A 26,532-nucleotide genomic window follows, 5' to 3' on the forward strand; every position below is an offset into this window, starting at 1 on the left:
TCAGTCAGATGTTCAGTGGGCATTGCCGGCAACCACGCTGGCTGCCAGTTGATAACCGCTGCCGCGCACCGTGCGGATCAGCCTCGGGGGTTTTTCGGTATCGCGCAAGCGTTGGCGCAGGCGGCTGACGGCCATGTCGACGATACGGTCCAGCGGCATCAGGTCGCGGCCACGGGTAGCGTTGCCGATGGTGTCACGGTCGAGGATCTGTTGCGGGTGGTCGAGAAACAATTTGAGCAGGGCGAAATCGGCCCCGGAGAGGATCACTTCTTCGCCGTCTACATGAAACAGGCGGTGGCTGATCATATCCAGGCGCCATTCATCAAACACCAGCACGTCCCCACCTACGCTGCGCTCCTGGCCGAACTGGCAACGGCGCAACAGGGCCTTGATCCGCGCCTGCAACTCGCGGGGGCTGAACGGCTTGCCGATGTAGTCGTCGGCGCCCAGTTCCAAGCCAATCACGCGGTCGGCCTCGTCGGAACTGGCGGTGAGCATGATGATCGGCACCTGCGCCTGGCGCGGGTGCTGGCGGATCCAGCGGCAAAGGCTGAAACCGTCTTCGTCCGGCAACATCACATCGAGGATGACCAGGTCGCACGGCGCCTCGTTCATCGCTTGGCGGAACCCCGCGCCATCCGGCACGCCACGCACCTGGAAACCGGCGCGACTGAGGTAGGTCTGCAGCAATTCGCGGATTTCCTGGTCGTCGTCGACGAGGAGAATCGATTTACTGATTACGCTCACGGGGTCCTCCTTGTTGTTATGGAGTGATCTTGATGGCCTCATCGGGGGCAAGCCCCCTCCCACATTGGAATGCGTTCCAAATGTGGGAGGGGGCTTGCCCCCGATAGGGCCATCACTGCCTATGCAAATGCCTGCTCAAGCGCCACACCCGCCCCGGTCAACCCGGAATACGGCGCGGTCACCAACCACACCGGAATGCCTTTGAAGTAGTCGCTCATGCAGCCTTTGTCGGCGAAACTCTTGGCAAAGCCGCTGTTGATAAAGAAGTCGGCAAACCTCGGTATCACCCCGCCCACGATGTACACGCCACCGCGTCCACCGGTGGTCAGTACATTATTGCCGGCAACGCGGCCCAGCCAGATGCTGAACTGGTCCAATACTTCCATCGCCACTGGGTCGCCGGCCAGGCCTGCGGCCGTGATGGCCTCGGGGGTTTCCAGTACCGGCGTGTGGCCGTCGACCGCGCAAATGGCACGGTACAGACGCGGCAAGCCACCACCGCTCAAGGCGGTTTCGGCGCTGACATGGCCGATCTCAGTGTAGATGTGCTGCCACAGCTGGGTTTCACGCGGGCTGCTGAGGGGCAGATCGACATGCCCGCCCTCCCCCGGCAACGCCGCAAAACGGCCAGCGCCGAGGTCCAGCAGCGTCCCGACACCCAGGCCAGTGCCAGGGCCAATCACTACCGCCGGGCGCAATGGCTCTGGCGTACCCTCGCAGACCACGCGGAATTCGTCGGGCTTGAGGCGGGTCATGCCCAAGGCCATGGCCGAGAAGTCATTGACCAGCAGCAGTTCATCGACCTGCAACGTCTTGCAAAACGCAGTCTTGCTCAGGCGCCAGTGATTGTTGGTGAATTTAAATTCATCGCCACTCACCGGCCCGGCCACCGACAGGCACACCGCACCGATGTCGCCGATTTCCAGGCCTTCCTCCTTGAGGTAAACCTTGATCGCGTCTTCAGGGCTGGAGTGATCCGCCGTGGCATGCACGCGGATCGAATGCAGTTCCTGATCGCGCCACAACGCAAAACGGGCGTTGGTGCCCCCGATATCACCGACCAGCGCAAGCTTCACTTAAGCGTCTCCAAGGCAGAGGTAAAGGCGCTGGCGCCCTGCTCTGCGGAGCTTGCGGCCAAGCGCATAAATGCAAACAGCTCGCGACCGGCCCCCACGTTATTGCCCAACAGGCCCGTGGCAGGCGCGCGCGCTGCGAACTCGTCGGCGTCCACCTTAAGCTCCAAGGTGCCCTTCACGCCATCCACGCGAATGATATCGCCATCGCGCACCCGCGCCAGTGGCCCGCCGCTCTGGGCTTCTGGGTTGACGTGGATCGCGGCGGGGATCTTACCCGACGCGCCGGACATACGCCCGTCTGTTACCAGTGCGACTTTGAAGCCACGGTCCTGCAACACGCCGAGGAACGGCGTCATCTTGTGCAATTCGGGCATGCCATTGGAGCGCGGGCCCTGGAAGCGCATGACGGCCACGAAGTCTTTTTCCAACTGACCGGCCTTGAACGCGTCGGCCAGGTCTTGCTGGTCCTGGAACACCACCGCCGGCGCTTCAACAATTTGATGTTCCGGAGCCACGGCAGACACTTTCATCACGCCGCGACCGAGGTTGCCTTCCATCACACGCAAGCCACCTTCCGGCGAGAACGCACGGGCCACGGGACGCAGGATGCTTTCGTCGAGGCTTTCGATCGGGCCGTCGCGCCAGATCAGCTCGCCGTCGACCAGGAACGGTTCCTGGGTGTAGCGGCTCAGGCCTTTGCCAGCCACGGTGTTGACGTCCTCGTGAAGCAGGCCGGCTTCGAGCAGCTCGCGGATCAGGAACGACATGCCGCCCGCCGCCTGGAAGTGGTTGATGTCGGCCTTGCCGTTTGGATACACGTGGGACAGGGTCGGCACCACCTCGGAGAGGTCAGCCATGTCGTCCCAGGTGAGAATAATGCCCGCCGACATGGCGATCGCCGGCATGTGCAGGGTGTGGTTGGTCGAACCACCGGTGGCGTTGAGGGCGATGATGGAGTTGACGATGGATTTCTCGTCGACGATCTCGCCGATCGGCATGAAGCTGCCGTTGGCCTTGGTCAGGCGGGTGACCTGGTGCGCGGCTTCGCGGGTCAGCGCATCGCGCAGCGGCGTGTACGGGTTGACGAACGAGGCGCCCGGCAGGTGCAGGCCCATCACTTCCATCAGCAACTGATTGGTGTTGGCGGTGCCGTAGAAGGTGCAGGTGCCAGGGCTGTGGTAGGACTTCATCTCCGATTCCAGCAGCTCTTCGCGGGTGGCCTTGCCTTCGGCGTAGCGCTGGCGCACGTCGGCTTTCTGCTTGTTGGAGATGCCCGACGGCATCGGGCCGCCCGGTACGAATATCATCGGCAAGTGGCCGTAGCGCAGCGCGCCCATCATCAGGCCGGGGACGATCTTGTCGCAAATGCCCAACATCAGCGCGGCATCGAACATGTTGTGGGACAGCGCTACCGCCGTGGACATGGCAATGACTTCACGGCTGAGCAGGCTCAGCTCCATGCCAGGCTCGCCCTGGGTCACGCCGTCACACATGGCGGGGGTGCCGCCGGCGAACTGGCCGACCGAGCCGACTTCGCGCAGGGCTTTCTTGATCTGTTCAGGGAAATGTTCGTACGGCTGGTGCGCCGAGAGCATGTCGTTATATGACGAAACAATTGCCACGTTGGCGGCATTCATCATGCGCAGACTATTTTTATCTTCAGTGCCGCAACCCGCCACGCCGTGGGCGAAATTGGCGCATTGCAGCTTGCCACGCATCGGACCGTCGGTGGCTGCACCGCGAATGAGCGCAAGGTAGGCCTCGCGGGTGGCGCGGCTGCGGGCGATAAGCCGTTCGGTGACCTCAAGAACGCGGGGATGCATGTGTAGAACTCCAGGCTAACGGATGTGGCGACCTGAGTGTCTATGCTGATCAAACGCCCGCAGCGCATGGGATGGCAGGGAGTCGTTTGGATCATCGGACCAGTTGATTCAGGTCACTCGTTGTAGATTGAACAAAATATTGCCACTAAAAAGGCTTGTTTTCTATTTTTATGCGAATAATCTTGTAATTCTTACAACAAATCGACGACAGGCACTCTCCAATGACTCTTCGTATCGCAATCAATGGTTTTGGCCGTATCGGCCGTAATGTCCTGCGCGCACTGTATACCCAAGGCTACCGCCAGGATTTGCAGATCGTCGCCATCAACGATCTGGGCGACAGTTCGATCAACGCCCACCTGCTCAAATACGACACCGTGCATGGCACTTTCGAAGCAGAGGTCGCCCACGATCAGGAAAGCCTGACCGTCAACGGTGACCGGATTGCCGTCAGTGCCATTCGCAACCCAGCCGACCTGCCGTGGGCTGCACACAAGATCGACGTGGTGTTCGAATGCACCGGCCTGTTCACCGACCGTGATAAGGCTGCCGCCCATATTACCGCCGGCGCGCGCAAGGTGATCATTTCCGCACCGGCCAAGGGCGCGGACGCGACCGTGGTCTATGGCGTCAACCACGACATTCTGCGTCAATCCCACCAGATCATCTCCAACGCTTCGTGCACCACCAACTGCCTGGCGCCTGTGGCTCAAGTGCTGCACCGCGAGCTGGGCATCGAAAGTGGCCTGATGACCACGATTCACGCCTACACCAACGACCAGAACCTGACCGACGTCTACCACACCGACCCGTATCGTGCGCGTTCGGCCACCCAGAACATGATCCCGAGCAAAACAGGCGCCGCTGAAGCCGTCGGCCTGGTGCTACCGGAACTGGCGGGCAAGCTGACCGGCATGGCGGTGCGTGTACCGGTGATCAACGTGTCGCTGGTGGACCTCACCGTGCAGTTGAAGAAAGAAGCCACTGCCGAACAGGTCAACGCGCTGCTCAAGGATGCCAGCCAGCATTCGAAGATTCTGGGTTACAACACCCTGCCGCTGGTTTCCAGCGACTTCAACCACAACCCGTTGTCGTCGATCTTCGATGCCAATCACACCAAAGTCAGCGGCAAGTTGCTGAAAGTGCTGGCTTGGTATGACAACGAGTGGGGCTTCTCCAACCGTATGTTGGATAACTGCCTGGCGCTATGTAACGCCGAATAATCTTGTTTGCTCGGGACTTTGTGGGAGGGGGCTTGCCCCCGATGGCAGTGGATCAGTCACACTTAAGTTGACTGGCCCATCGCTATCGGGGGCAAGCCCCCTCCCACATTGGTTTGTGTAGAGCATGAGAAAAATAGCCACTTGCCATTTGCGTTGATGATAAGCATTATCATTAACTGCAAACCGGTCTGGTATCACTGTGAGCCAATCTCGCTTCAACCATGTCTTTCTCACCCAACGGGTGATTCTGCTTCGCACCTTGCAGCGGATGGTGAATAACCACAGCACCGCCGAGGACCTGTTGCAGGAAACCTACCTGCGCGTCACTCGGGCCCTGAGCGAGCGGCCGATCGATCACCTTGAACCCTTCGTCTTTCAGACGGCGCGCAACCTGGCGCTGGACCATCTGCGTGCGCGCAAGATCCAGGCCCGCACGCTGCAGGAAGATGTTCCGCTGGATGTCCTGCAAAGCGTCGCCGCCCCCATCAGTACCCCCGAAGATGCCACCCAGGCCGAGCAAATGCTCGAAGCCCTGAGCGTCAGCCTCGGCCAGTTGAGCGCCCGCCAACAACAGATCTTCATCCTCAGCCGCCTGCATGGTTGCAGTTACCAGGAGATCGCCGATCAGTTGGAAGTGTCCTTGAGCACCGTGCAAAAGGAACTCAAATTGATTATGGCTATCTGCGTAGGTGTGGCCGAACGGCTGGATCGGCCTTAAGCTTCACCCAACAGAAGCGTCGATCCCAGCTGCAAGAAAGTTGAATAGAACGTGGCGAAGACCCGAGGAACACCGTGACGGACCCGAATAAACTGCGCCCTCTAGAGCTGGCTCATGAGGTGTTGCAAGACACGGCCATGGACCAAGCCCTTGACTGGCTGATCGCCTTGCAGTGCCCGCAACCCGGGCAACAGACCGAATTCGAAGCCTGGCTGGCCAGCGATCCCGCCCACGTCCACGCCTTCGCCAAGGCCCAGGCCGCCTGGGGGGGCGCGCCGGTTCAGAGTGCCGCCGTCGCACTGGCCGTACCGCGCAAGCCCAGCGCCTGGCGCCGCATCAAACCGCATTGGAAACCGCTGGCCACCGCCGCTGTGCTGCTGATCGGCCTGTTCAGCTTCAGCAACCTGCCGGTGCGTCTGCAAGCCGACCACCTCACCGTGGTGGGCGAACGCCAGCGCCTGCAACTGGATGACGGCTCCAAAGTGTTGCTGAACACCAACTCGGCATTTTCCAGCAGTATCAAGGACCATCAGCGCCTCGCCCGCCTGTACCAGGGCGAGGCGTTTTTCGAAGTCGTGCCCAGCCACGGCCTGCCCCTGGAAATCGACGCCGGCCCCGTGCGCGCCAGCGTGCGCGACACCGCTTTTGCCGTGCGTTACCTGAATGGCGAAGCCCAGGTGCAAGTGCAACGCGGCGATGTCGACCTGAGCAACACTTTCGACGATGCCCGCGTGCGCCTGCGCGCTGGGGAAAGTATCCGCATCGGGCCCAAGGGTTTTGGCCAGCCGGCCAAGCTGGACGCCAACAAGGATCTGGCCTGGGTGCAAGGCCGGCTGATCTTCGAAAACTGCCCGATGAGCGAAGTGCTCGCCGAGCTGCGCCGTTATTATCCCGGCTGGATCGTCAACACCAATGATCAACTGGCCAGCGTCGCCGTCACCGGCAATTACCGCCTCGACCAGCCCCTGGACGTGGTGCGCTCCCTGGCCCACATCACCTCGGCCAAGTTGTCGGAATACCCGGCGTTGGTGATCTTGAACTAAATGAGAATTATTTTTACTCGATAGCTGAGGATGGTACGTCTCGTCTTAGCCAATGCAACTGATTCCTATTTGTCTCAGTTCGCAACTATAAGATTCGTACCCCGGAGCGCTCTCGATGTCCTCTCGTTTCAACCGCCGGTCCTCTTCGCCCGTCCTGTCCTTGCTGACCGCGGCCATCCTGCTGGCCGCTGCGCCGGTGATGACGGCCACCGCCGCCGAACCTGCTGCACGCAGCCACGGCAACTACAACTTCAGCATCGAGCAGCAATCGCTGGTCTCGGCCCTCAACGCCTTTACCGCTGTGACCGGTTGGCAAGTCGGCCTGCCCGCTGAGTTGGGCCAGGGTGTGTCGTCCCCAGGCGTACGCGGCCCGTTGTCGCCGGAAAAAGCTTTGGACCGGCTGTTGGTGGGGACCAACCTGAGCTATCGCAAACTGGGCAGCAACAACATCGTCTTGGAAAAGCGCGCAGCGGGGAGCACCCTCAACCTGCAACAGGTGACCATCAGCGCCACGCGCAATGAGCAGGGCGTGAGCAGCGTACCGAGCACCGTCAGCGTGCATGATCGCGAAGAGCTGGACCGCCAGAACGTGAATACCATCCGTGAACTGGTGCGTTATGAGCCCAACGTTTCGGTAGGCGGTGCCGGTGGCCGCTCGAGCAATTCGGGCTACAACATTCGTGGCATCGACGGCGACCGCATCCTCACCCAGGTGGATGGCGTGGAAGTGCCGGACAACTTCTTCAACGGCCCTTACGCCAAGACCCGTCGCAACTACGTCGACCCGGAAATCGTCAAGCGCGTCGAGATTCTGCGCGGCCCGGCCTCGGCCCTGTACGGCAGCAGCGCCATCGGCGGTGCGGTGAGTTACTTCACCCTCGACCCGGACGACATCATCAAACCCGGCAAGGACGTCGGCGCCCGCCTCAAGACCGGCTACAGCTCCGCCGATGAAAGCTGGCTGACCTCCGGCACCGTCGCCGGACGCGTGCAAGACTTCGACGGCTTGCTGCACCTGAGCCAGCGCAACGGCCATGAGATGGAATCCTATGATGGCAACAACGCCACGGGGCTGGCGCGTACCGGTGCCAACCCCGAGGATGCGCGCACAACCAATGTGCTGGCCAAACTGGGTTGGAATTATGGCGATGACAACCGACTTGGCCTGACTTACGAGAAGTTCAAGGACGATCGCGACGTCAACCTTAAAAATGCCGTGGGCGGCCCATTCACCGGCGGGCGCGGCTTCAACTTCTACCGTGCGCGGTCGGGCAACGACACCATCACCCGCGAGCGTTTTGGTATCGAAAACCGCTTTGCCCTGGACTCGCCGATTGCCGATCAGATCAAGACCAGCCTCAACTACCAGATCGCCAAGACCGACCAGACCACCGCCGAGATCTACCAGCCGTCGCGCCGTGTCTTGCGCACCCGCGAAACCCTTTACGAAGAAAAGCAGTGGGTGTTCGACGCCCAGTTGGACAAGGCCTTCAGCCTGGGTGAAACCGATCACCAACTGACCTATGGCACCACCCTCAAGCAACAGAAAGTCACCGGCTCCCGAGAAGGCGCAGCCAGTTGCCTGGCTGTTGGCGGCGGTTGCACGGCCATCGGCGCGCCCAGTCCGATTGCCAGCGACAGCGTAAAGAAGGCCAGTGACTTCCCGGACCCGACCATCAACACCTACTCGTTGTTCGCACAGGACCAGATCACTTGGGACAAATGGACCTTCCTGCCCGCCGTGCGTTACGACTACACCCAACTCAAACCCAAGTTGACTGAAGAGTTCCTCAACACTGTCGACCCGACGCGGATCTACGCCCACAGTGACAAGGAAAAAACCTGGCACCGTGTGACGCCCAAATTCGGTCTGACCTATGCACTGACGGATCACTACACCTGGTTTGGTCAATACGCTGAAGGCTTCCGCACCCCGTCTGCCAAAGCCTTGTACGGCCGCTTTGAAAACCTGCAGCAGGGCTACACCGTCGAACCCAACCCCGACCTCAAGCCCGAAAGCAGCAAGGGCGTGGAAACCGGGATTCGCGGCAATTTCGATTCCGGTTCGTTTGATATCGCCGTGTTCTACAACAAATACCGCGACTTCATCGACGAGGACGCCTCCGTCGCCGGTAGTACCTCACAGCAATTCGAAGCCAACAACATCAAGCACGCCACCATCAAGGGGATCGAAGCCAAAGGGCGCCTGAACCTCGATGCATTCGGCGCACCGCAAGGCCTGTACACCCAGGGTTCGGTTGGCTACACCTATGGCCGCAACGATGATAATGGCGAGGCGCTCAACAGCGTCAACCCGCTCAAGGGCGTATTCGGTTTGGGCTACGACCAGGACAACTACGGCGGCCTTTTGAGCTGGACCCTGGTGAAAAAGCAGAACCGCGTCGACAGCACCACTTTTCACGCGCCTGACGGCAGCACCACTGGCCCCTTCAAGACCCCAGGCTTTGGCATCGTCGACCTGACCGGTTTCTACAAAGTCACCAACGACGTGACCATCAATGGCGGCCTCTACAACCTCACCGACAAGAAATACTGGAACTGGGACGACGTACGCAGCTACGACGGCGTCGGCGAAGCCGGCGTGACCTCCCCGGCCAACCTCGACCGCCTGACCCAGCCAGGTCGCAACTTTGCGATCAACGTGATCTGGGACATTTAAACCGCCCCTCTCACCTCGTCGAAATTTCAGCGACGAGGTGAGGATTTTTTACTGTGCCGCGTCTTCTTGTTCGTCTAGTTGATAACAGCTCTCTTTAGGGCACCCAGGCGCTCCCCTTCTCAAGGACTTTTTCATGACCGCTTCTCCTACCGCAGAACGCCCAAGCCTGCGCTCCCAGCGCCTGAACCAGATCACCAACGAGCCGCATACCAAGCTCGACGCCCTGGTCAAAGCCCACGCGCCGTTCGAAACCCAGGCCAATTTCGCGCGTTTCGTGGTCGCGCAATACCTGTTCCAGTCGGAGCTGGTAGCGCTGTACAACGATGCCGAATTGATCAAGATCGTGCCGGACCTGGCCGCACGTTGCCGCGCCGAAGCCGCCAAGCTGGACCTGGGTGACCTCGACACCGAAGTGCCTGCACCGGTCGCCGGTGCCGTGAAGAATCCGAGCAAGGCCGAAGCCTTGGGCTGGCTGTTCGTGTCCGAAGGCTCCAAACTGGGCGCTGCGTTCCTGATCAAGCGCGCCGTGGGCCTGGGCCTGAGCGAAACCTTCGGTGCCCGTCACCTGGGTGAGCCGGCCGGTGGCCGTGCTGAAGGGTGGAAAAGCTTCACCCGTACGCTCGATGCCCTGGAATTCAGCGCCGAAGAAGAAGCCGCGGTGGAAAAAGGCGCGATCGACGCGTTTGTGCGCTTCACCGTGCTGCTGGAACAGGCGTACGCTAGCGCCCCTGAACTGGCGTAATGTTCCGGTAGAAACCGGATCAATGTGGGAGCTGGCTTGCCTGCGATAGCGGTGCGTCAGGTATAGATGCAGTGACTGACACACTGCTATCGCAGGCAAGCCAGCTCCCACACTTGATCGCATTTCAGCTCAGATAATCCGCATTTTCCCTACCAGATAAGCTTCACCATGACCGGCAAAACCCAATCCACCTCGAAAATCGCCCGGATCCTCTTCGGCCTGCTGGCCTACGTCAGCCTGGGCATAGGGTTGATAGCGATTGTCGTGCCGGGGTTGCCCACCACCGAATTCATCCTGCTCGCCGCCTGGGCCGCCACCAAAAGTTCACCGCGCCTCAGCGCCTGGCTGGAAAACCACCGGCTGTTCGGGCCGATCCTGTTCAATTGGCGCAACGGCAAGATCATCGCCCGTCGTGCCAAAGTCAGCGCCACAGTGAGCATGCTGCTGTGCGCCATGTTGATGCTGGTGATGCTCGACCACGGCTGGCCGATCTACCTGGCGATTGCCGGGATGAGCCTGGGCAATCTGTGGATCTGGTCACGTCCGGAGCGGCTTGTAGCGCCCGTATAACGTAGCGTGTAGGGTTTTTCCTACCGCTCATCGCCTCTCTCTCATGAATTGAATCATGACGCCGATGTTTCAGACATAGCGCTGAATGGACTTGGCCTGCACTGCGTGCCTTCCAACAAGTCCATTCGTGAGTGAACCTATGTTCGACACCCTCTCCATTCGCTTGAAAATCGTGCTGCTATCAGGCCTTTGCCTCTTGGGGGTCATCGCACTGATCATCAGCATCAACCTCTACGAAACCAATCAGAACGATCAGCTGATCAGCGATTCAAGCTCGCGAATGCTCACCAACAGTGTGCAAAACCTGCTGCAATCCAAAGCCGCCGAACAGGCCGTGCAATTGCAGAAAACCTTTGGCGAAAACCTGCTGGTGGTGACCGCCCTCGCCGACCAGGTCAAGGACTTGCGCGCCCTGGCGGCCAAGCGTTCGCTGGAGCCTGGCGCGTTGCGGGAAGAACTCAACCAGAGCCTCAAGACCACCTTCGAGCGCAACAGCAAAGTGCTGGGTATCTGGCTCTCATTCGAACCCAATGGACTGGATGGCAAGGACAGCGAATTCATCGGCGACAAGGCCCGCGTGTCCAACGAAAAAGGCCGTTTCTCCAGCTACTGGAGCCGCGCCGGCGGTGAAGGGCTGAACACCATCATGGTTGAAGAAGACCTGACCAAGACCACCCCCAACCTCAGCGGCACGCCCTACAACATCTGGTACACCTGCCCACGTGATACGCGCAGAGTGTGCCTGCTCGACCCCTACGCCGATGAAGTGGCCGGCAAGCAGATGCTGATGACCACCATTGCCTTGCCGCTGATCGTGGACGGCAAAGTCATCGGCGTGGTCGGTGTCGACATCGCCCTCAACACCCTGCAAGCAGTGACGGACGCGGCGCAAAGAGAACTCTTCGACGGCGCGGCGCATCTGGAGATCCTGTCCAGCACCGGCCTGATCGCGGCGTCTAGCGGCCAACCGGACAAGGTCGGCAAAAACCTGATCGACATTATCGGCGCCGAAGGCAAGGAGATCGTGCAGTTGCTGGCCAGTGACAGCCACGTCAACCGTGAACAAGGCGATACGATTCGTGCGGTTTACTCAGTCAGCCCCATCGCCGATGCAAAAGCTTGGGGCGTAGTGATCAAACTGCAAAAACAGGTGATGTTGGCCGACTCGGTGAAACTCCAAGACGTGCTTGATCAAGCCCAGGCCAGCGGTACCATCAAAGCCCTGCTGGTGGGTGCCGCCGCCGGCCTGCTGGGCTTACTGCTGATCTGGCTGACCGCCACCGGCGTAACCCGCCCAATCAACAGCGTGGCCGCCATGCTCAAGGACATCGCCAGCGGCGACGGCGACCTGACTCAACGCTTGGCTTACGCCAAGAAGGACGAGTTGGGTGAACTGGTCAACTGGTTCAACCGCTTCCTCGACAAGCTGCAACCGACCATTGCCCAGATCAAACAAAGCATCACCGAAGCCCGTGGCACCGCCGATCAGTCATCGGCCATCGCGCGCCAGACCAGCGAAGGCATGCAAGTGCAGTTCCGCGAAATCGACCAGGTGGCTACCGCGTCCAACGAGATGAGCGCCACCGCTCATGACGTCGCCAACAGCGCCTCCAATGCCGCCAGCGCGGCACGCGGGGCTGATCAGTCGGCGCGCGAAGGCATGTCGATCATCGAGCAGAGCACTCGCGACATCACCACCCTGGCTGAAGAAGTCAGCAAGGCCGTGGGCGAAGTCGAAGCCTTGGCGGTCAACAGCGAGCAGATCGGTTCGGTGCTGGAAGTGATCCGCAGCATCGCCGAGCAGACCAACCTGCTGGCGCTGAACGCCGCCATCGAAGCGGCACGCGCCGGGGAAAGCGGCCGTGGCTTTGCGGTGGTGGCCGACGAAGTGCGCAACCTGGCCAAGCGCACCCAGGACTCCGTGGAGGAAATCCGCCTGGTGATCGAACGCATCCAGAGCGGCACCCGTGGCGTGGTGGCCACTATGCATTCAAGCCAGAGCCAAGCCCAGAGCAATGCCGGGCAGATTCATCAGGCGGTGCAGGCCTTGGGCAAGATCAGCGATGCGGTGACCGTGATCAGCGACATGAACCTGCAAATCGCCAGCGCCGCCGAACAACAGAGCGCCGTGGCCGAAGAGGTCAACCGCAACGTCTCGGCGATCCGTACCGTGACCGAAACCCTCACCGGCCAGGCCACCGAGTCGGCGGCCATCAGCAGCCAACTCAATGCGTTGGCCAGCCAGCAGATGAAGTTGATGGATCAGTTCAGGGTTTAAACGCCATTCCAGGCACTGACAAACGCCGCTACATCTTCCTTGGGCGCTGTACGCGGCGGGTTTTGCGGCGTGCCCAGGTAGAGGAAGCCAATCACTTCCTCATCGGCCGTAAGGCCCAGGCCTTTGGCAACGTGGGCCGAGTAGGACAGTTCACCCGTGCGCCACACGGCGCCAATCCCCTGGGCATACGCCGCCAGCAGGATGCCGTGGGCCGCACAGGCGGCTGCCAGCAATTGTTCGGATTTCGGCACCTTGAAATGTTCCTGCAAACGGGCAATCACCACCACCACCAACGGCGCACGCAACGGGCCGTTCTGGGCCTTGTCGATGGCGGCTTGCGGCGCATCGGCGTCTTGCAGGCGTGCAGCTTCAGCCAGCAACGTGCCCATCTGTTCACGGGCGGCACCTTCTACGGTGAGGAAGCGCCACGGGCGCAGTTGGCCGTGGTCAGGCGCGCGCAGGGCGGCGGCGAACAGCACGTCGCGCTGCTCCTGGGTCGGCGCCGGTTCCAGCAGACGCGGCACGGAAACACGGTTGAGCAAAGCGTCGAGAGCCTGCATTGGCCACCTCCAGAGAAAAATGTGCGGCCATTCTAGCGGGAATGAATCGGGTTCGACCAAACGATAATTGCTCTTATTCATTGCGCCCCGCCCTGTTAGACTTTGCGACCTTATTTTTCGTCTTCGTCCGGGAAACTCGATGTTCCGTTCGCTTTTTCGCCTGTCCGCAGCCGTGCTGGCCTTGAGCCTGAGCGCCTGCGATGACGCGCCCAGGTTTACCAAGGCCGAGCCGGGTGAATCACGGGCGGGCGGCGCTGCGACGGTGAACAAGCGCGACCAGAATGCATTTTCCCTGCCCTCGGCCAACCTGTCGCCCACCCGCCGCCTGGATTTCAGCGTGGGCAACAGCTTCTTTCGCAGCCCCTGGGTGATCGCGCCGTCCACTACCACCGCGCGTGATGGCTTGGGCCCACTGTTCAATACCAATGCGTGCCAGAACTGCCATATAAAAGACGGACGTGGACATCCGCCATTGCCCGACGCTCCCAATGCGGTGTCGATGCTGGTACGCCTGTCGATTCCGGATGCATCGCCGTATGCCAAGCTCATCGAACAGGTCGGCGTGGTGCCCGAGCCGGTCTACGGCGGGCAACTGCAGGACATGGCCGTGCCGGGCGTGCTGCCTGAAGGCAAGGTGCGAGTCGACTACACACCGGTCAACGTGACGTTCAAGGACGGCACGGTGGTCGAGTTGCGCAAGCCGGACCTGCAAATCACCCAGCTCGGCTACGGCCCGATGCATCCGGATACGCGTTTTTCCGCACGCATCGCCCCGCCCATGATCGGCCTGGGCCTGCTCGAAGCCATCAGCGACGCCGATATCCTGCGCAACACCGACCCGAAGACCGCCGACAAAGAAGCCATCGTCGGCCGCGCCAATTGGGTCTGGGACGACGCCCAGCAAAAAACCGTGCTCGGGCGATTTGGCTGGAAAGCCGGGCAACCCAACCTCAATCAACAAAATGTTCACGCGTTTTCTGGTGATATGGGCCTCACCACCTCGTTGAGACCCTTCGATGACTGCACCGATGCCCAAGTCGCCTGCAAACAGGCCCCCAACGGCAATGGCCCCGATGGCGAGCCGGAAGTCAGCGATAACATCCTGCGCCTGGTGCTGTTCTATACCCGTAACCTCGCCGTGCCGGCGCGCCGTGGCGTCAACACGCCGCAGGTGCTGGCCGGCAAAAACCTGTTCTACCAGGCCGGTTGCCAGGGTTGCCACAAACCCGCGTTCACCACGGCGGCCAATGCCGCTGAACCTGAGCTGGCCAACCAAATGATTCGTCCGTACAGCGATCTGCTGTTGCACGACATGGGCGAAGGCCTGGCCGACAACCGTAGCGAATTCAAAGCCGGTGGCCGCGATTGGCGCACGCCGCCGTTGTGGGGCATCGGCCTGACACAAACCGTGAGTGGCCACACCCAGTTCTTGCATGACGGCCGCGCCCGCAACCCGCTGGAGGCCGTGCTGTGGCACGGCGGTGAAGCACAAGCGGCGCAGCAGCATGTGTTGTCCTTTAATGCCGAGCAGCGCGCTGCGTTGCTGGCGTTCCTGAATTCTTTATAAGCTTCGCCCCAATTACAGAAGGGAGCTCGACATGTTCCGTCCCAAGTTGTTGTTCACCAGCCTGGCCGCCCTCGCCCTCGGCGCCTGCTCGCCGCAAGACCCGCAAGCGGTGACCTCGGCGGCCATTGCCAAGCAAGTGATCCTGCCGACCTACAGCCGTTGGGTCGAAGCCGACCGCCAACTGGCCGTCAGCGCCCTGGCCTACTGCCAAGGCAAAGAGAGCCTGGACACTGCCCGTGCCGACTTCCTGCATGCGCAAAAGGCCTGGGCCGAGCTGCAACCGCTGTTGATCGGCCCGCTGGCCGAAGGCAACCGTTCGTGGCAGGTGCAGTTCTGGCCAGACAAGAAGAACCTGGTCGGCCGCCAGGTCGAGCAGTTGGTCGCCAGCCAGCCGCAGATCGATGGCGCCGCCCTGGCCAAGTCCAGCGTGGTGGTGCAAGGCCTGTCGGCCTACGAATACATCCTCTATGACGCCAAGACCGATATTGCCGACGATGCGCAAAAGGCCCGTTACTGCCCGCTGCTGGTGGCCATCGGCGACCGTCAGAAGGCCCTGGCCGAAGAAATCCTGGCCAGCTGGAACAGCACCGACGGCATGCTGGCGCAGATGACCAAGTTTCCGAACCAGCGTTACGCCGATTCCCACGAAGCCATTGCCGATCTGCTGCGCGTCCAAGTGACCGCACTGGACACCCTGAAGAAAAAACTTGGCACGCCGATGGGCCGCCAGACCAAGGGCATCCCGCAGCCATTCCAAGCCGATGCATGGCGCAGCCAGTCGTCCCTGCAAAGCCTCGAAGCCAGCCTCGCCGCCGCCCAGACCGTATGGGTCGGCGTCGACAACAAAGGCCTGCGTGGCCTGCTGCCGTCCGAACAGAAGCCGTTGGCCGACAAGATCGACGCCGCCTATGCCGCGTCCCTCAAACTGTTCGCCAGCAACCAGCGCACCCTCAATGAACTGCTGGCCGACGACGCCGGGCGCCAGCAGCTCAACGATATCTACGACAGCCTCAACGTCGTCCACCGTCTGCACGAAGGCGAATTGGCCAAGGCGCTGGGTATCCAACTGGGCTTTAACGCCAACGACGGTGACTGATGATGCTCAGGCGACAGGCTTTGGCGGTTGGCAGCGTGCTGCTCAGTGCACTCACTTTGGGCGGCTGGACGCTGTTCAAAGGGAAAGACAAGGGCCCGCTGCTGCTGTCGGCGCGGGATGATGCAGACGGCAAGCACTACGCCGTGGGCTATCGCCTGGACGGCAAGCAAGTGTTTGCCACCCAGGTCGGCCAACGCTGCCACGACATCATCGACCACCCGACGCTGCCGATTGCGCTGTTTGTCGCCCGTCGCCCGGGCACCGAGAGTTACCTGATCGACCTGCGCGATGGCACGCTGCTGCAAACCATCACCTCCAAGGCCAATCGCCACTTCTATGGCCACGCGGTCATTCACAAGAGCGGCGACTGGCTGTACGCCACCGAGAACGACACGACCGACCCCGGCCGTGGCCTGCTCGGCGTGTACAGGTTCGAAGGCGAGCGGCTGGTGCATACCGGCGAGATCTCCACCCACGGCATCGGCCCGCACCAAGTGTCGTGGATGCCCGACGGTGAGACGCTGGTGGTCGCCAACGGCGGCATTCGCACCGAAGCCGAAAGCCGCGTGGAAATGAACCTCAACGCCATGGAGCCAAGCCTGGTGCTGATGCACCGCGATGGCACGCTGATCAGCAAGGAAACCCTGGGCCAGCAGATGAACAGCGTGCGCCATATGGGGATCGCCAGCGACGGTACTATCCTTACCGGACAGCAGTTCATGGGGGCGTCACAGGAGCGTTCCGAGTTGTTGGCAATCAAACGGCCGGGCCAGCCATTCGTGGCGTTCCCGGTGGCCGATGAGCAGTTGCAGGCCATGGGGCACTACACCGCTAGCGTCGCGGTACACAGCGAGTTGCGCCTGGTCGCGTTGACGGCTCCTCGGGGCAACCGCTTCTTTATCTGGGACATGGACAGTGGCGAGTTGCGCCTGGATGGACCGCTACCCGACTGTGCTGGAGTCGGCGCAGTCGAGGATGGCTTTGTCGTGACCTCCGGCCAAGGCCGTTGCCGGTTCTACGATTGCCGCCAGAAACCGTTGGTAGCAAAACCGTTGGAATTGCCGGCAGGGCTCTGGGATAACCATCTGCATCTGATTTGACGGGTTTATGTCTATAGACCGCAGGCCAAAGCAGATAAAATTTGGTGAAAAAAAAGGGCCTCGCATCGCAAGGCCCTTTCCTGGGGGTTTGAATCGTTTCAACTCTGTGGCCTCATCCCTTGAGACATGCCGAACATGAACAGCAACAACTCATGATCAGGCTTGGCCGCAGTGCTCGCCTTGGCGACGCGCGGCAACAGGCATTGCGCGCCACCCTGCGTTGCACTGAGCACCTGTGTGCGAGGCTGTTCCCAGGCCGCCAGCGCCAAGGCTGCAACGCCCAGCGCCCCGACCAAAAACAAACCTCGTGCTATTTCTAGCTTCATCTGGTTAAACCCTTGATAGCGCTGCCAAACGCCGTCTCGTAAAAGTAGCTGAGTTTCTTCCAGTCCGCGTCATTCCACGACGAATGGCGGCGCAGTTGCAGCATGTCATGGGAAGCGGCCCGATAAGCGGTCAAGCGCTGGCGGCATTTCTCGAAATCCAGCAGCGCCACTTCGACGTTGGCCGAGTCGCCCTGGCCAGTCACCCTTACAAAAATGTGCTTGATATACAGGCAACCATGCTGCCAGCGCCCCCGGTGCATACGCGCCAGGGTACCGGCCAATTCCTTGAGCACGCGCTCATGCACCAACTCGCCGTACTGTTCACGACCACCGGCGGCGTACCAGTTTTCGATTTCGTCGAAGCCGTCGAGGGCTGCGGTCACCAGCAGTGCCTGCCAGCGGTGCTCAGGGTCGCGGCGCGCCTCGCAAAAAACCATTTCGGGCACGCGTACATCCAACAGGCGCAGGCCCTTGATCGCATCCCGCTCACGCAACACGGTGGGACGGCCAAACGGGTGTAACCAACTGCGGTAGATATGTCCGGTCTGACGCTTGCTGTAAAGCAAACGTCCATTGGCGCTCATCACGCGCTGCACGCCGCTTTCTCCACCTCGCCGACGGTTGGGTTCTTCAACCCATTCGCCCTGCTGGCGCCAGAAGTAATCAAATCGTTCTTCGGGAGCTACATGACTGCCTGCTATGCACTCAACTGCCATCCTGTTACCTCTTGCGCAATACATACACTCGCCACATGGCGTAGAGCGGTATGAAGTCCAGGGACTCCTGGACACGAAAACCGGCTTCCTCGAATTCTGCTTCAACAGTAGCAGCCGGTAACACAAACCGGTTTTGGTAACCTTCCTGCTCACCCTTCTTGCGACGTTTCAGTTCGGTGCGCTTGCGCTTCCAGGCCTTGAAATTGCCGTCCACCCACAGCGAAAGGATCACGCTGTCACGTGTAACACGCTGAAACTCCCGCAGTATCGCCAACCGATGCGCTGGATCACCAATGTGGTGCATCAGGCGCATACAGAAAATACTGTCGACAGCGTTATCCGGTAGATCGATATCAAAGGCAGAAGTCTGCAAAGGTCGTACCCGTTTCACGACGTCAGCGGGCTGGGCGACCGTCGCGACCTTCAACATGGAGGCCGAGTTGTCCGCGCCGATAATCACGCGATTGGGTTTTTCCGCCAACAATGGCCAGAAGCGCCCCGCACCGCACGGCAGATCCAACACCAGCCCCGGCTCGCCGGCCATCGCCAAAGCGCCACGGGCCAGTTGCTCATCGCGTTTGTGAGACAGTCGACGGGCCAGATTGTCCTGATGTTTGAGCAAATAATTCTGCGCGTGCTCGTCGTCGTACTTTTCGGAAAATTCGAGTTTGATCGGGGTAGACATCAACGGATCTCCAGTTGCTGATGCCTACAAAAGTAACCAGCGCACTGTGATCAACAGGTCAACCCGTTGTGAAAAACTTGTCCTGTCCAATCTCATACATTTCAAGACTTTACAGACACAAGCAATAGCATGGGGCCATCTTCGCCGATTTACCGGGATCTCTGGCAGGATAACGGCAGAGGGTGAAGTCAGGCCTAGACCTGACTCAGTTGCACATGAAAGCGGCAGCCGTTGGGCTCCATGGTGCTGAGACTCACAGTCCAGCCCTGGTTCTCGCAGATACGCTGGACCAGTGACAGCCCCAGGCCCAGGCCTTCTCCACGCTTCTCGCTGCCGCGTACAAACGGCTCGAACATCGCCTCACGTTTGTCTTCGGGAATACCGACGCCGCTGTCTTCCACCACAAAGCCCGTGGGTTCCAGGGTCAGGCGGATAAACCCTTGCTCGGTGTAATGCAGGGCGTTGCGCAGAAGGTTGCCCATGACGGCGTGCAGGAAGGTGGTGTTATAGCGCGTATCCAAAGGGTTACCGGGGTTGTAGATCAGCTCCAGGCCTTTTTGCTCGATGGGCTCGCGCCAGATGCCGAGCAGATCATCGGCCACCTGCGCGAGGCTGACCTGCTGCGACATGGCCGATTCATCGTGCTGGGCACGGGCCAGCATCAGAAAGGTCTGCACCAGTTCGCGCATCTCTTCGCAAGCCCGGGCGATACGCAGCACCTGGTTACGCCCCCGCTGGTCAATGGCCGGGTTTTCCAGCAGCAGTTCGCAAGAGCTGGCCAATACCATTAACGGCGTGCGCAATTCGTGGCTCACATCGCTGGTAAACAACTGCTCACGGGACAGCGCCTGACGCAGGCGCCCCAGCGTGGCATCGAAGGCCACGGCCAACTCACCCACTTCATCCGCTGCGTAGTCCGGCGCCAGCGGCGGTGCCAGGCCCAGCAGTTGGTCACGGTGGCGCACCTGGCGGGCCAGCCGCACAACCGGCGCCATGACTTTGCGCGCCAGCACCCAACCCAGGAACACCGCCAGCGCCAGGCTGAGTACGAAACCCACCAGCACCACGGCAAACAGCACGCGCTCGCGCTCTTCAAAATCGCTTTGATCCTGCAGCAGCACGTAGCGCCGGCCATCGACCACTTCGACCATGGCGTGGTACGACAGCGCTTCGCGGAACACTTCATGGAAACCGGGTTCAAGGTGGCGCAAATCCTTGGGCAACTCAAAATCGCCAGGGCCACCACTGAAGTAAAACAGCTGATCCGGCTCGGGCCGGTGCCGCCAGTCTTCGACCGTGTCCATCAGCAGCAAGCGTTGCAGGTCACCGCCCAGGCCCGCCGAAATCAGCTTCTCTTCCACCAGGTGCACTGTCGCGACAATGCCCATGGCGAAGGCTCCCGCCACCAACGCACTCATCAAGGCAAAGGCAATGATGATCCGTTGGGCAAGGCTTTGCTTAAACTCCATCTCGACCCTCAGCCAGGCGATAACCTACGCCGTGCACCGTTTGCAGCAGTGGCTTGGCGAACGGCTTGTCGATCACTTGGCGCAATTGATGGACATGGCTGCGCAGGCTGTCGCTGTCCGGGCAGTCGTCGCCCCACAGCGCTTCTTCAAGGATTTCGCGGCGCAGCACGTGCGGGCTCTTCTGCATCAACACCGCCAGCAGCTTCAGGCCGACCGGATTGAGCTTGAGCAGGCGGCCTTCACGGGTCACCTCCAGGGTATCGAGGTCGTAATGCAGGTCGGCGACTTGCAGGGCGCGACGACCGCCACCCTGGGCGCGGCGCAATACGGCTTCGATGCGCGCGGCCAGTTCGGACAGGGCAAACGGCTTGAGCAGGTAGTCATCGGCGCCGGACTTGAAGCCCTGCAGCCGGTCATCCAATTGGTCGCGGGCGGTGAGCATGATCACCGGCGTATCGCGGCGCGCATCTTCGCGCAGGCGTTTGCACAGGGTGTAGCCATCGATGCCGGGCAACATGATGTCGAGCACGATCAGGTCGTAATGCTCGGTAGCGGCCAGGTGCAGGCCCGACAAACCGTCCTGCGCACAGTCCACGGTATAGCCTTTTAGCCCCAGGTAATCGGCCAGGTTGGCCAGAATATCGCGGTTGTCTTCAACCAATAGAATTCGCATGGGCAGTGTCTCCGTACGCGGTAACGGCCGTGTTGGCTCGCGCAGCTTAAGGCCAAGTGTGGCTCAGGGATAGGCCTGTGAGGCCCGTCGATTAAGCTTTTCAACCGATATTTTAGTTGAACGAGATTTTCACTATAGCTTCACAAACCGATGACAGGGCCAGCGCTAAAATGGCCGCCAAACAAACGGCCCTTGCCTCCCCTATTCAAGGGCGTAACACTTGCGCCCATTCTCCGGCGACGACGCCCTTTCATGTCCGACACGCTGCTGCTGATCGAAGATGACCGCCCTCTGGCCGCCCTGACCGCCGAGTTTCTGCGCGCCGAAGGTTTTAGCGTCGCGGTGGAACATCGCGGCGACCGCGCGGCCCAGCGTATACGCGACGAACAGCCGGCGTTGCTGATCCTGGATGTAATGTTGCCGGGCATCGACGGCTTTACCCTGTGCCGACAGATCCGCGACCACTACCCCGGCTTGATCCTGATGATGACGGCGCTGGACGAGAACGCCGAGCAATTGACCGGGTTCAACGTCGGCGCGGACGACTATGTGGTCAAGCCGGTCGACCCGTTGCTATTGCTGGCCCGGATCCGCTCGTTGCTGCGTCGCCATCCGCAAGCCCCGCGTGCGTATTACCAGTGGGGCACGTTTCGATTGGACCTCAGCAACCATTTCGCCTGGCTCGATGAGGTGCCCTTGCAGTTTTCGGTGGCCGAGTTCGACTTACTCACGATCTTCGCCCGCCATTGCGGGGTGTTGCTGACCCGGGAACAACTCCTGCAAAGCCTGCGTGGCCTGGAATACGACGGCCTCAATCGTTCGGTGGACATGCGCGTCTCGCGTCTGCGCAAGAAGCTGATGAGCCTGGGCTGCCCGGTGACCATCCAGACCATCACGGCCCAGGGCTACCTGTTTGTCGAAATCCCACAAGGCGCCCGACATGCTCTCTAAGGTGCGGCCCTGGATGGCAATCGTGGCGGGCACCAGTTGGGGCGCGTTGACCTTTTATTTGTTGTGGTTGTGCGCGAATGCCTCGGTGTTTGTCGGCGAGTACAGCTTTTTGCGCTTGATGGCCGGGCCCGGCTACCTGGTGGCGGAGCAGCTCAAGCCCTTGCCGGCCGAGCAGCGTGAAGCGCGCATGGACGCGTTGCGTGCGCGCTTCCAGTACCCGATCAGCCTGGTCAAACTGGACGCGATCGAACTGCCGCCCGAAGCCCTGATCATGCTCAAACACCAACAACCGGCGCAGAGCAGCGATGAAGACATCACTTACTTTCCGCTCGACGACACTACCCTGATCCAGTTCGGCCCGATGTGGGGAACGGCTGAGGTCAAGGACCTCCTGCAATTCCCGGTCTATGGCATCACCGCGTGCGTGGCCGGCCTGCCGCTGGTGCTGTGGATGTGGCTGGGTCTGCGCGCACGCCGCCAGCGCAGCGCCGATGTAGAAGCACTCAATGCCTGCCTGGGCACCCTGGCTCGCACGCCCAACGCCATGCTGCCGGCCATGGGCAAGGAATGGACGCCGTTGCTGCAAACCGTGCAACAACATGCGCAGGACATTACCGCCATGAGCGAGCGTCACCGGGAGGTGTCCCAAGCCGTTTCCCACGAACTGCGCACGCCTCTGGCACGAATGCGTTTCGCCTTGACCCTGCTGAGCAAAAGCGACGATCCCCTCACGCGCACGCGCCTGCAGGAACGCTTGCAAACCGATGTGGAAGAACTCGAAGCCCTGGTCCGCGCCAGCCTGGCCTTTGCCCGGATGGGCGGTGCGCCCACCGACCTGCAGCATGAACCCATTCCAATCCGTGATTGGCTGCATCAGGAGTTCGCCTTGCTCGACGGGCACCATCGCCGCCTTAGCCTGGAGACGGAACCGGCGGATCTGCAACTGATCGGCGACCGCGCCTTGCTGCATTTGATCGTGCGCAACCTGTTAAGCAACGCGATTACCTATGCCCGCGACCAAGTGTGCGTCAGCGCTGCCTGCGAAGATGAGCACCATCTTGTGCTACATGTGGACGACGACGGCCCTGGCATCCTCGCCGAAAACCGCGAAAAGGTATTCGAACCGTTTGTGCGCCTGGCCATGGGCGGCGATGAGCCCGGCGGCTTCGGCCTCGGCCTGGCACTGGCCAAGCGCGCGACCCAATGGCATCGCGGTGAATTATCCGTTGCGCGCAGCCCGCTGGGCGGTGCACGTCTGACCCTGATCCTGCCCCTACGCCCCCAGTAACCAACGTGTTACAGCCTGTGACAGTGCACCGCTGGCATTCTCCGTAATCTCGCCACCTGATCCAGGAAAGCCCCTGCACCCTGGGTCCCGTCCTTTGGATCCGGTTGGAGAGCCCGTTCATGCGTCCCCCCAAGAAACATTTGCCCACGTTGATGCTGTCGCTGTGTATCGCCGCCAGTTCACTGCTGGCCTACCACTGGGGGCGGCCCATACCCAGCACAACCGCACATGTGCCTACCGAAGAGCCTTTCGACAGTGCGACTGCACCGTGGTCCGCTGCACGTGTGCTCTTTATCGGCCAACCCACCCTGGCCCGCGGGATGACGTTCAAGAAGCTATTGCGACGACGCGGGATCGGCTGAGCGAACAGTCGCCCATAAAAAAACCCGCCTGCATCACTGCAGGCGGGTTTTTTATTAGCCGGGTAAGGCTGGCTTACATCATGCCGCCCATGCCACCCATGCCGCCCATGTCTGGCATACCGCCGCCAGCCGAGCCTTCTTTCTTCGGTGCATCAGCGATCGCAGCTTCGGTGGTCAGGATCAGGCCGCCGATGGAGGATGCTGCTTGCAGCGCGGAACGAGTCACCTTGGTAGGGTCCAGGATGCCCATTTCGATCATGTCGCCGTAGACGCCAGTCGCAGCGTTGTAACCGTAGTTACCTTTGCCGTTCTTGACTTCGTTGACCACAACGCTTGGCTCGTCGCCGGAGTTGGCAGCGATCTGGCGCAGTGGTGCTTCAACAGCGCGACGCAGTACGGCAATACCGACGTTCTGGTCAGCGTTGTCGCCGGTCAGGTTGGCCAGGGCTTCCAGAGCACGGATCAGCGCAACGCCACCGCCAGGTACCACGCCTTCTTCAACGGCTGCGCGGGTTGCGTGCAGGGCGTCTTCAACGCGGGCTTTCTTCTCTTTCATTTCAACTTCGGAACCGGCGCCAACCTTGATCACTGCAACGCCGCCGGACAGCTTGGCCAGACGCTCTTGCAGTTTTTCACGGTCGTAGTCGGACGAAGTCTCAGCAACCTGGGCACGGATCTGGGTGATGCGAGCCTGGATATCCTGCTCAACGCCAGCACCGTCAACGATGATGGTGTTTTCTTTGGAGATGGTCACGCGCTTGGCACTGCCCAGGTTTTCCAGGGTAGCGCTTTCCAGGCTCAGGCCGATCTCTTCGGAGATAACGGTACCGCCGGTCAGAACGGCGATGTCCTGCAGCATGGCCTTGCGACGGTCGCCGAAGCCTGGAGCCTTGACGGCTGCGACTTTAACGATGCCACGCATGTTGTTCACAACCAGAGTCGCCAGGGCTTCGCCTTCAACGTCTTCGGAAACGATCAGCAGTGGGCGGCCGGCTTTGGCAACGGCTTCCAGCACTGGCAGCATTTCGCGGATGTTGGAGATCTTTTTGTCGACCAGCAGGATCAGCGGGCTGTCCAGCTCGGCAACCATGGTTTCTGGCTTGTTGACGAAGTACGGGGACAGGTAGCCACGGTCGAACTGCATGCCTTCAACAACCGACAGTTCGTTTTCCAGGCCAGTGCCTTCTTCAACGGTGATCACGCCTTCTTTGCCGACTTTTTCCATGGCTTCGGCAATGATGTCGCCGATGGAGCTGTCGGAGTTGGCGGAGATGGTGCCTACCTGAGCGATAGCCTTGGTGTCAGCGCATGGCTTGGACAGGTTTTTCAGCTCGGCAACGATAGCGATGGTCGCCTTGTCGATACCGCGCTTCAGGTCCATTGGGTTCATACCGGCAGCGACGGCTTTGTAGCCTTCGTTGACGATGGCCTGAGCCAGGACGGTAGCGGTGGTGGTGCCGTCGCCTGCGTCATCGTTGGCACGGGAGGCAACGTCTTTGACCAGCTGCGCGCCCATGTTTTCGAAACGGTCTTCCAGTTCGATTTCTTTGGCTACAGAAACGCCGTCCTTGGTGATGGTCGGAGCGCCGAAGCTCTTCTCGATGATCACGTTACGGCCTTTCGGGCCCAGGGTCGCTTTTACTGCGTCAGCCAGGATGTTGACACCGGTGAGCATTTTCTTGCGGGCGGAATCGCCGAATTTAACTTCTTTAGCAGCCATGATCGATAATCCTTAAATACTTTGGAGTAACGGGAAAATGAGCGGGGGAATCAGCCTTCCAGTACGGCGAGAATCTCGTTCTCAGCCATGACCAGCAGGTCTTCGCCGTCAACTTTCACAGTGTTGCTGCCGGAGTAAGGGCCGAATACAACCTTGTCACCGACTTTAACGGCCAGAGCACGCACTTCACCGTTTTCCAGGGTTTTGCCTGGGCCCGCAGCGACGATCACACCGTGGTTGGCTTTTTCAGCAGCCGAACCTGGCAGAACGATACCGCCAGCGGTTTTCTTTTCTTCTTCGCTACGACGGATTACGACGCGGTCGTGCAGAGGACGAAGCTTCATTGTCGATCTCTCCTAATTGTGTTTTTCATCGGCCGGTATCAATTCCGGCGGGTTAAATTCCGGCGGTGCCGGTCGCGGCTCGCAAAGCGAGACGCGGAAGTCTGTCTAGTGTCACCACCAGAAACCTTGCGGTGACCGTTACATAAGGGCGCATAAGCTTATTACAAGGGGCCGTGGCGTAAATTTTTTGCGTGTGCCGACGACTGAAAGCAGCACGGCACCCAGAGGTGCCGTGCCAGCTAAGCGGTTATTTGCTGTCGCGGTGCTCGAACTCACCTTCGATCACATCACCTTCACGCCCCAGCGGCTGGCGCGGGGCCGGACCGCCACGGGGTTGCAGGTCATCGGCGAACGCACGCTGGCGAATCGCTGCCTCTTCGGCGCGCTGGCGCATCTTGCCTGCCAGCAATTTGCGGGTGAACGGCAGCAACATCACCAGGCCGACCACGTCGCTGATGAAACCCGGCAGGATCAGCAGGCCACCGGCCAGAGCCATCATCAGGCCTTCAAGCATGGTTTGCGCGGGCAGTTCGCCCCGGTTCAGGCTTTCACGGGCACGCAGCGCCGTGGCCAGGCCGGCGACGCGCAGCACCAGAACGCCGAGCATCGAGCCGAGAATGATCAGCAACAGGGCCGGGAAAAAGCCGATCGCACTGCTGACTTGAACGAATACGAACAGCTCCAACACCGGGAACAGCAGAAAGAGCAACAAAAAAGGGCGCATCAAATGGTTCCTCAACGCAAGAATGCCTTGCCAGTCCACCTTAGATGACGT

Annotated in this window: 25 protein-coding genes and 1 pseudogene; 14 read left to right on the top strand and 12 right to left on the bottom strand. The window is 60.6% G+C overall.

Features of this window, described 5'->3' with window-relative positions; translation table 11 throughout:
* Nucleotides 1-12: 12 nt before the first annotated feature.
* From EJ576_RS16120 to edd, 3 genes are all read right to left on the bottom strand, one after another.
* Nucleotides 13-747 (bottom strand): response regulator, encoded by a 735-nt coding sequence (locus EJ576_RS16120; protein WP_025854798.1) that lies wholly within the window; start codon nt 745-747, stop codon nt 13-15.
* Nucleotides 748-866: 119 nt separating this feature from the next.
* The gene (locus tag EJ576_RS16125; RefSeq protein WP_010208037.1) at nt 867-1,823 is read right to left on the bottom strand and encodes a glucokinase; all 957 of its coding nucleotides are present in this window, start codon (nt 1,821-1,823) and stop codon (nt 867-869) included.
* The gene (gene edd / locus EJ576_RS16130) at nt 1,820-3,646 is read right to left on the bottom strand and encodes a phosphogluconate dehydratase (protein WP_028617778.1); all 1,827 of its coding nucleotides are present in this window, start codon (nt 3,644-3,646) and stop codon (nt 1,820-1,822) included. The genes EJ576_RS16125 and edd overlap by 4 nt, the downstream gene beginning before the upstream one ends.
* 221 nt (nt 3,647-3,867) lie before the next feature.
* Between edd and gap the strand changes: the two genes are divergently transcribed.
* The 8 genes and pseudogenes from gap to EJ576_RS30280 all read left to right on the top strand — a co-directional run bounded on the left by gap (nt 3,868) and on the right by EJ576_RS30280 (nt 12,900).
* The gene (gap, locus tag EJ576_RS16135) at nt 3,868-4,869 is read left to right on the top strand and encodes a type I glyceraldehyde-3-phosphate dehydrogenase (RefSeq protein ID WP_016975496.1); all 1,002 of its coding nucleotides are present in this window, start codon (nt 3,868-3,870) and stop codon (nt 4,867-4,869) included.
* Nucleotides 4,870-5,068: 199 nt separating this feature from the next.
* Nucleotides 5,069-5,587 (top strand): RNA polymerase sigma factor, encoded by a 519-nt coding sequence (locus EJ576_RS16140; RefSeq protein WP_122728616.1) that lies wholly within the window; start codon nt 5,069-5,071, stop codon nt 5,585-5,587.
* Nucleotides 5,588-5,661: 74 nt separating this feature from the next.
* A complete protein-coding gene (locus EJ576_RS16145) occupies nt 5,662-6,630 on the top strand; it encodes a FecR domain-containing protein (protein ID WP_123478495.1) in 969 nt (322 codons plus the stop codon).
* 115 nt (nt 6,631-6,745) lie between these two features.
* On the top strand, nt 6,746-9,310 hold the full coding sequence (locus EJ576_RS16150; RefSeq protein ID WP_126570692.1) for a TonB-dependent receptor: 2,565 nt from the start codon (nt 6,746-6,748) through the stop codon (nt 9,308-9,310).
* Between the two features lie 133 nt (nt 9,311-9,443).
* Nucleotides 9,444-10,052 (top strand): biliverdin-producing heme oxygenase, encoded by a 609-nt coding sequence (locus tag EJ576_RS16155; RefSeq protein ID WP_123478493.1) that lies wholly within the window; start codon nt 9,444-9,446, stop codon nt 10,050-10,052.
* Between the two features lie 168 nt (nt 10,053-10,220).
* Nucleotides 10,221-10,622 (top strand): YbaN family protein, encoded by a 402-nt coding sequence (locus EJ576_RS16160; protein WP_122728624.1) that lies wholly within the window; start codon nt 10,221-10,223, stop codon nt 10,620-10,622.
* Between the two features lie 280 nt (nt 10,623-10,902).
* Nucleotides 10,903-12,042 (top strand): annotated as a pseudogene (locus tag EJ576_RS30275) (HAMP domain-containing protein); the annotation flags it as partial.
* Between the two features lie 102 nt (nt 12,043-12,144).
* Nucleotides 12,145-12,900: a methyl-accepting chemotaxis protein gene (locus tag EJ576_RS30280; protein WP_370468593.1), complete on the top strand. Its 756-nt coding sequence runs from the start codon at nt 12,145-12,147 to the stop codon at nt 12,898-12,900.
* Here EJ576_RS30280 and EJ576_RS16170 read toward each other — a convergent pair.
* Complete coding sequence (locus EJ576_RS16170; protein ID WP_126570693.1) at nt 12,897-13,460, bottom strand: NAD(P)H nitroreductase; 564 nt, start codon at nt 13,458-13,460, stop codon at nt 12,897-12,899. The genes EJ576_RS30280 and EJ576_RS16170 overlap by 4 nt on opposite strands.
* 139 nt (nt 13,461-13,599) lie before the next feature.
* Here EJ576_RS16170 and EJ576_RS16175 point away from each other — a divergent pair, with 139 nt between their 5' ends.
* From EJ576_RS16175 to EJ576_RS16185, 3 genes are read left to right on the top strand one after another with little or no spacing between them, the layout of a single operon-like run.
* Nucleotides 13,600-15,027 carry a di-heme oxidoredictase family protein gene (locus EJ576_RS16175; protein WP_126570694.1) on the top strand — a complete coding sequence of 476 codons (1,428 nt, stop codon included), beginning with the start codon at nt 13,600-13,602 and terminating at the stop codon, nt 15,025-15,027.
* Nucleotides 15,028-15,058: 31 nt separating this feature from the next.
* Nucleotides 15,059-16,123, top strand: coding sequence for an imelysin family protein (locus EJ576_RS16180; protein ID WP_016975505.1), 1,065 nt, complete (start codon nt 15,059-15,061; stop codon nt 16,121-16,123).
* A 2-nt stretch (nt 16,124-16,125) separates the two neighbouring features.
* Nucleotides 16,126-17,223, top strand: coding sequence for a DUF1513 domain-containing protein (locus EJ576_RS16185; RefSeq protein WP_126570723.1), 1,098 nt, complete (start codon nt 16,126-16,128; stop codon nt 17,221-17,223).
* Between the two features lie 98 nt (nt 17,224-17,321).
* On the opposite strand, the gene EJ576_RS16190 is transcribed toward EJ576_RS16185, so the two are convergent.
* The 5 genes from EJ576_RS16190 to colR form a co-directional block, all read right to left on the bottom strand.
* Complete coding sequence (locus tag EJ576_RS16190; protein WP_028617789.1) at nt 17,322-17,549, bottom strand: hypothetical protein; 228 nt, start codon at nt 17,547-17,549, stop codon at nt 17,322-17,324.
* Complete coding sequence (locus EJ576_RS16195; RefSeq protein ID WP_028617790.1) at nt 17,546-18,265, bottom strand: lipopolysaccharide kinase InaA family protein; 720 nt, start codon at nt 18,263-18,265, stop codon at nt 17,546-17,548. Before EJ576_RS16195 ends, EJ576_RS16190 begins: the two co-directional genes overlap by 4 nt.
* A gap of 4 nt (nt 18,266-18,269) precedes the next feature.
* Nucleotides 18,270-18,950, bottom strand: coding sequence for a class I SAM-dependent methyltransferase (locus EJ576_RS16200; protein WP_028617791.1), 681 nt, complete (start codon nt 18,948-18,950; stop codon nt 18,270-18,272).
* A 194-nt stretch (nt 18,951-19,144) separates the two neighbouring features.
* A complete protein-coding gene (locus EJ576_RS16205) occupies nt 19,145-20,419 on the bottom strand; it encodes a HAMP domain-containing sensor histidine kinase (RefSeq protein ID WP_122728634.1) in 1,275 nt (424 codons plus the stop codon).
* Nucleotides 20,409-21,092: a two-component system response regulator ColR gene (gene colR / locus EJ576_RS16210; RefSeq protein ID WP_016975511.1), complete on the bottom strand. Its 684-nt coding sequence runs from the start codon at nt 21,090-21,092 to the stop codon at nt 20,409-20,411. The genes EJ576_RS16205 and colR overlap by 11 nt, the downstream gene beginning before the upstream one ends.
* Nucleotides 21,093-21,344: 252 nt before the next feature.
* Here colR and EJ576_RS16215 point away from each other — a divergent pair, with 252 nt between their 5' ends.
* The 3 genes from EJ576_RS16215 to EJ576_RS16225 all read left to right on the top strand — a co-directional run bounded on the left by EJ576_RS16215 (nt 21,345) and on the right by EJ576_RS16225 (nt 23,693).
* The gene (locus EJ576_RS16215) at nt 21,345-22,043 is read left to right on the top strand and encodes a response regulator transcription factor (RefSeq protein ID WP_123478488.1); all 699 of its coding nucleotides are present in this window, start codon (nt 21,345-21,347) and stop codon (nt 22,041-22,043) included.
* Nucleotides 22,033-23,331 (top strand): sensor histidine kinase KdpD, encoded by a 1,299-nt coding sequence (locus EJ576_RS16220; protein WP_126570695.1) that lies wholly within the window; start codon nt 22,033-22,035, stop codon nt 23,329-23,331. Before EJ576_RS16215 ends, EJ576_RS16220 begins: the two co-directional genes overlap by 11 nt.
* Nucleotides 23,332-23,450: 119 nt before the next feature.
* A complete protein-coding gene (locus EJ576_RS16225; RefSeq protein ID WP_126570696.1) occupies nt 23,451-23,693 on the top strand; it encodes a hypothetical protein in 243 nt (80 codons plus the stop codon).
* A gap of 73 nt (nt 23,694-23,766) precedes the next feature.
* On the opposite strand, the gene groL is transcribed toward EJ576_RS16225, so the two are convergent.
* From groL to EJ576_RS16240, 3 genes are all read right to left on the bottom strand, one after another.
* Nucleotides 23,767-25,413, bottom strand: a complete 1,647-nt coding sequence (gene groL / locus EJ576_RS16230) for a chaperonin GroEL (RefSeq protein WP_122728640.1) — start codon at nt 25,411-25,413, stop codon at nt 23,767-23,769.
* A 50-nt stretch (nt 25,414-25,463) separates the two neighbouring features.
* A complete protein-coding gene (locus EJ576_RS16235) occupies nt 25,464-25,757 on the bottom strand; it encodes a co-chaperone GroES (RefSeq protein WP_003227685.1) in 294 nt (97 codons plus the stop codon).
* A 247-nt stretch (nt 25,758-26,004) separates the two neighbouring features.
* Nucleotides 26,005-26,481 (bottom strand): FxsA family protein, encoded by a 477-nt coding sequence (locus EJ576_RS16240; protein ID WP_016975517.1) that lies wholly within the window; start codon nt 26,479-26,481, stop codon nt 26,005-26,007.
* Nucleotides 26,482-26,532 lie beyond the last annotated feature (51 nt).

This window comes from Pseudomonas sp. C 49-2 (assembly GCF_003970195.1).
GTDB lineage: Bacteria > Pseudomonadota > Gammaproteobacteria > Pseudomonadales > Pseudomonadaceae > Aquipseudomonas > Aquipseudomonas canadensis.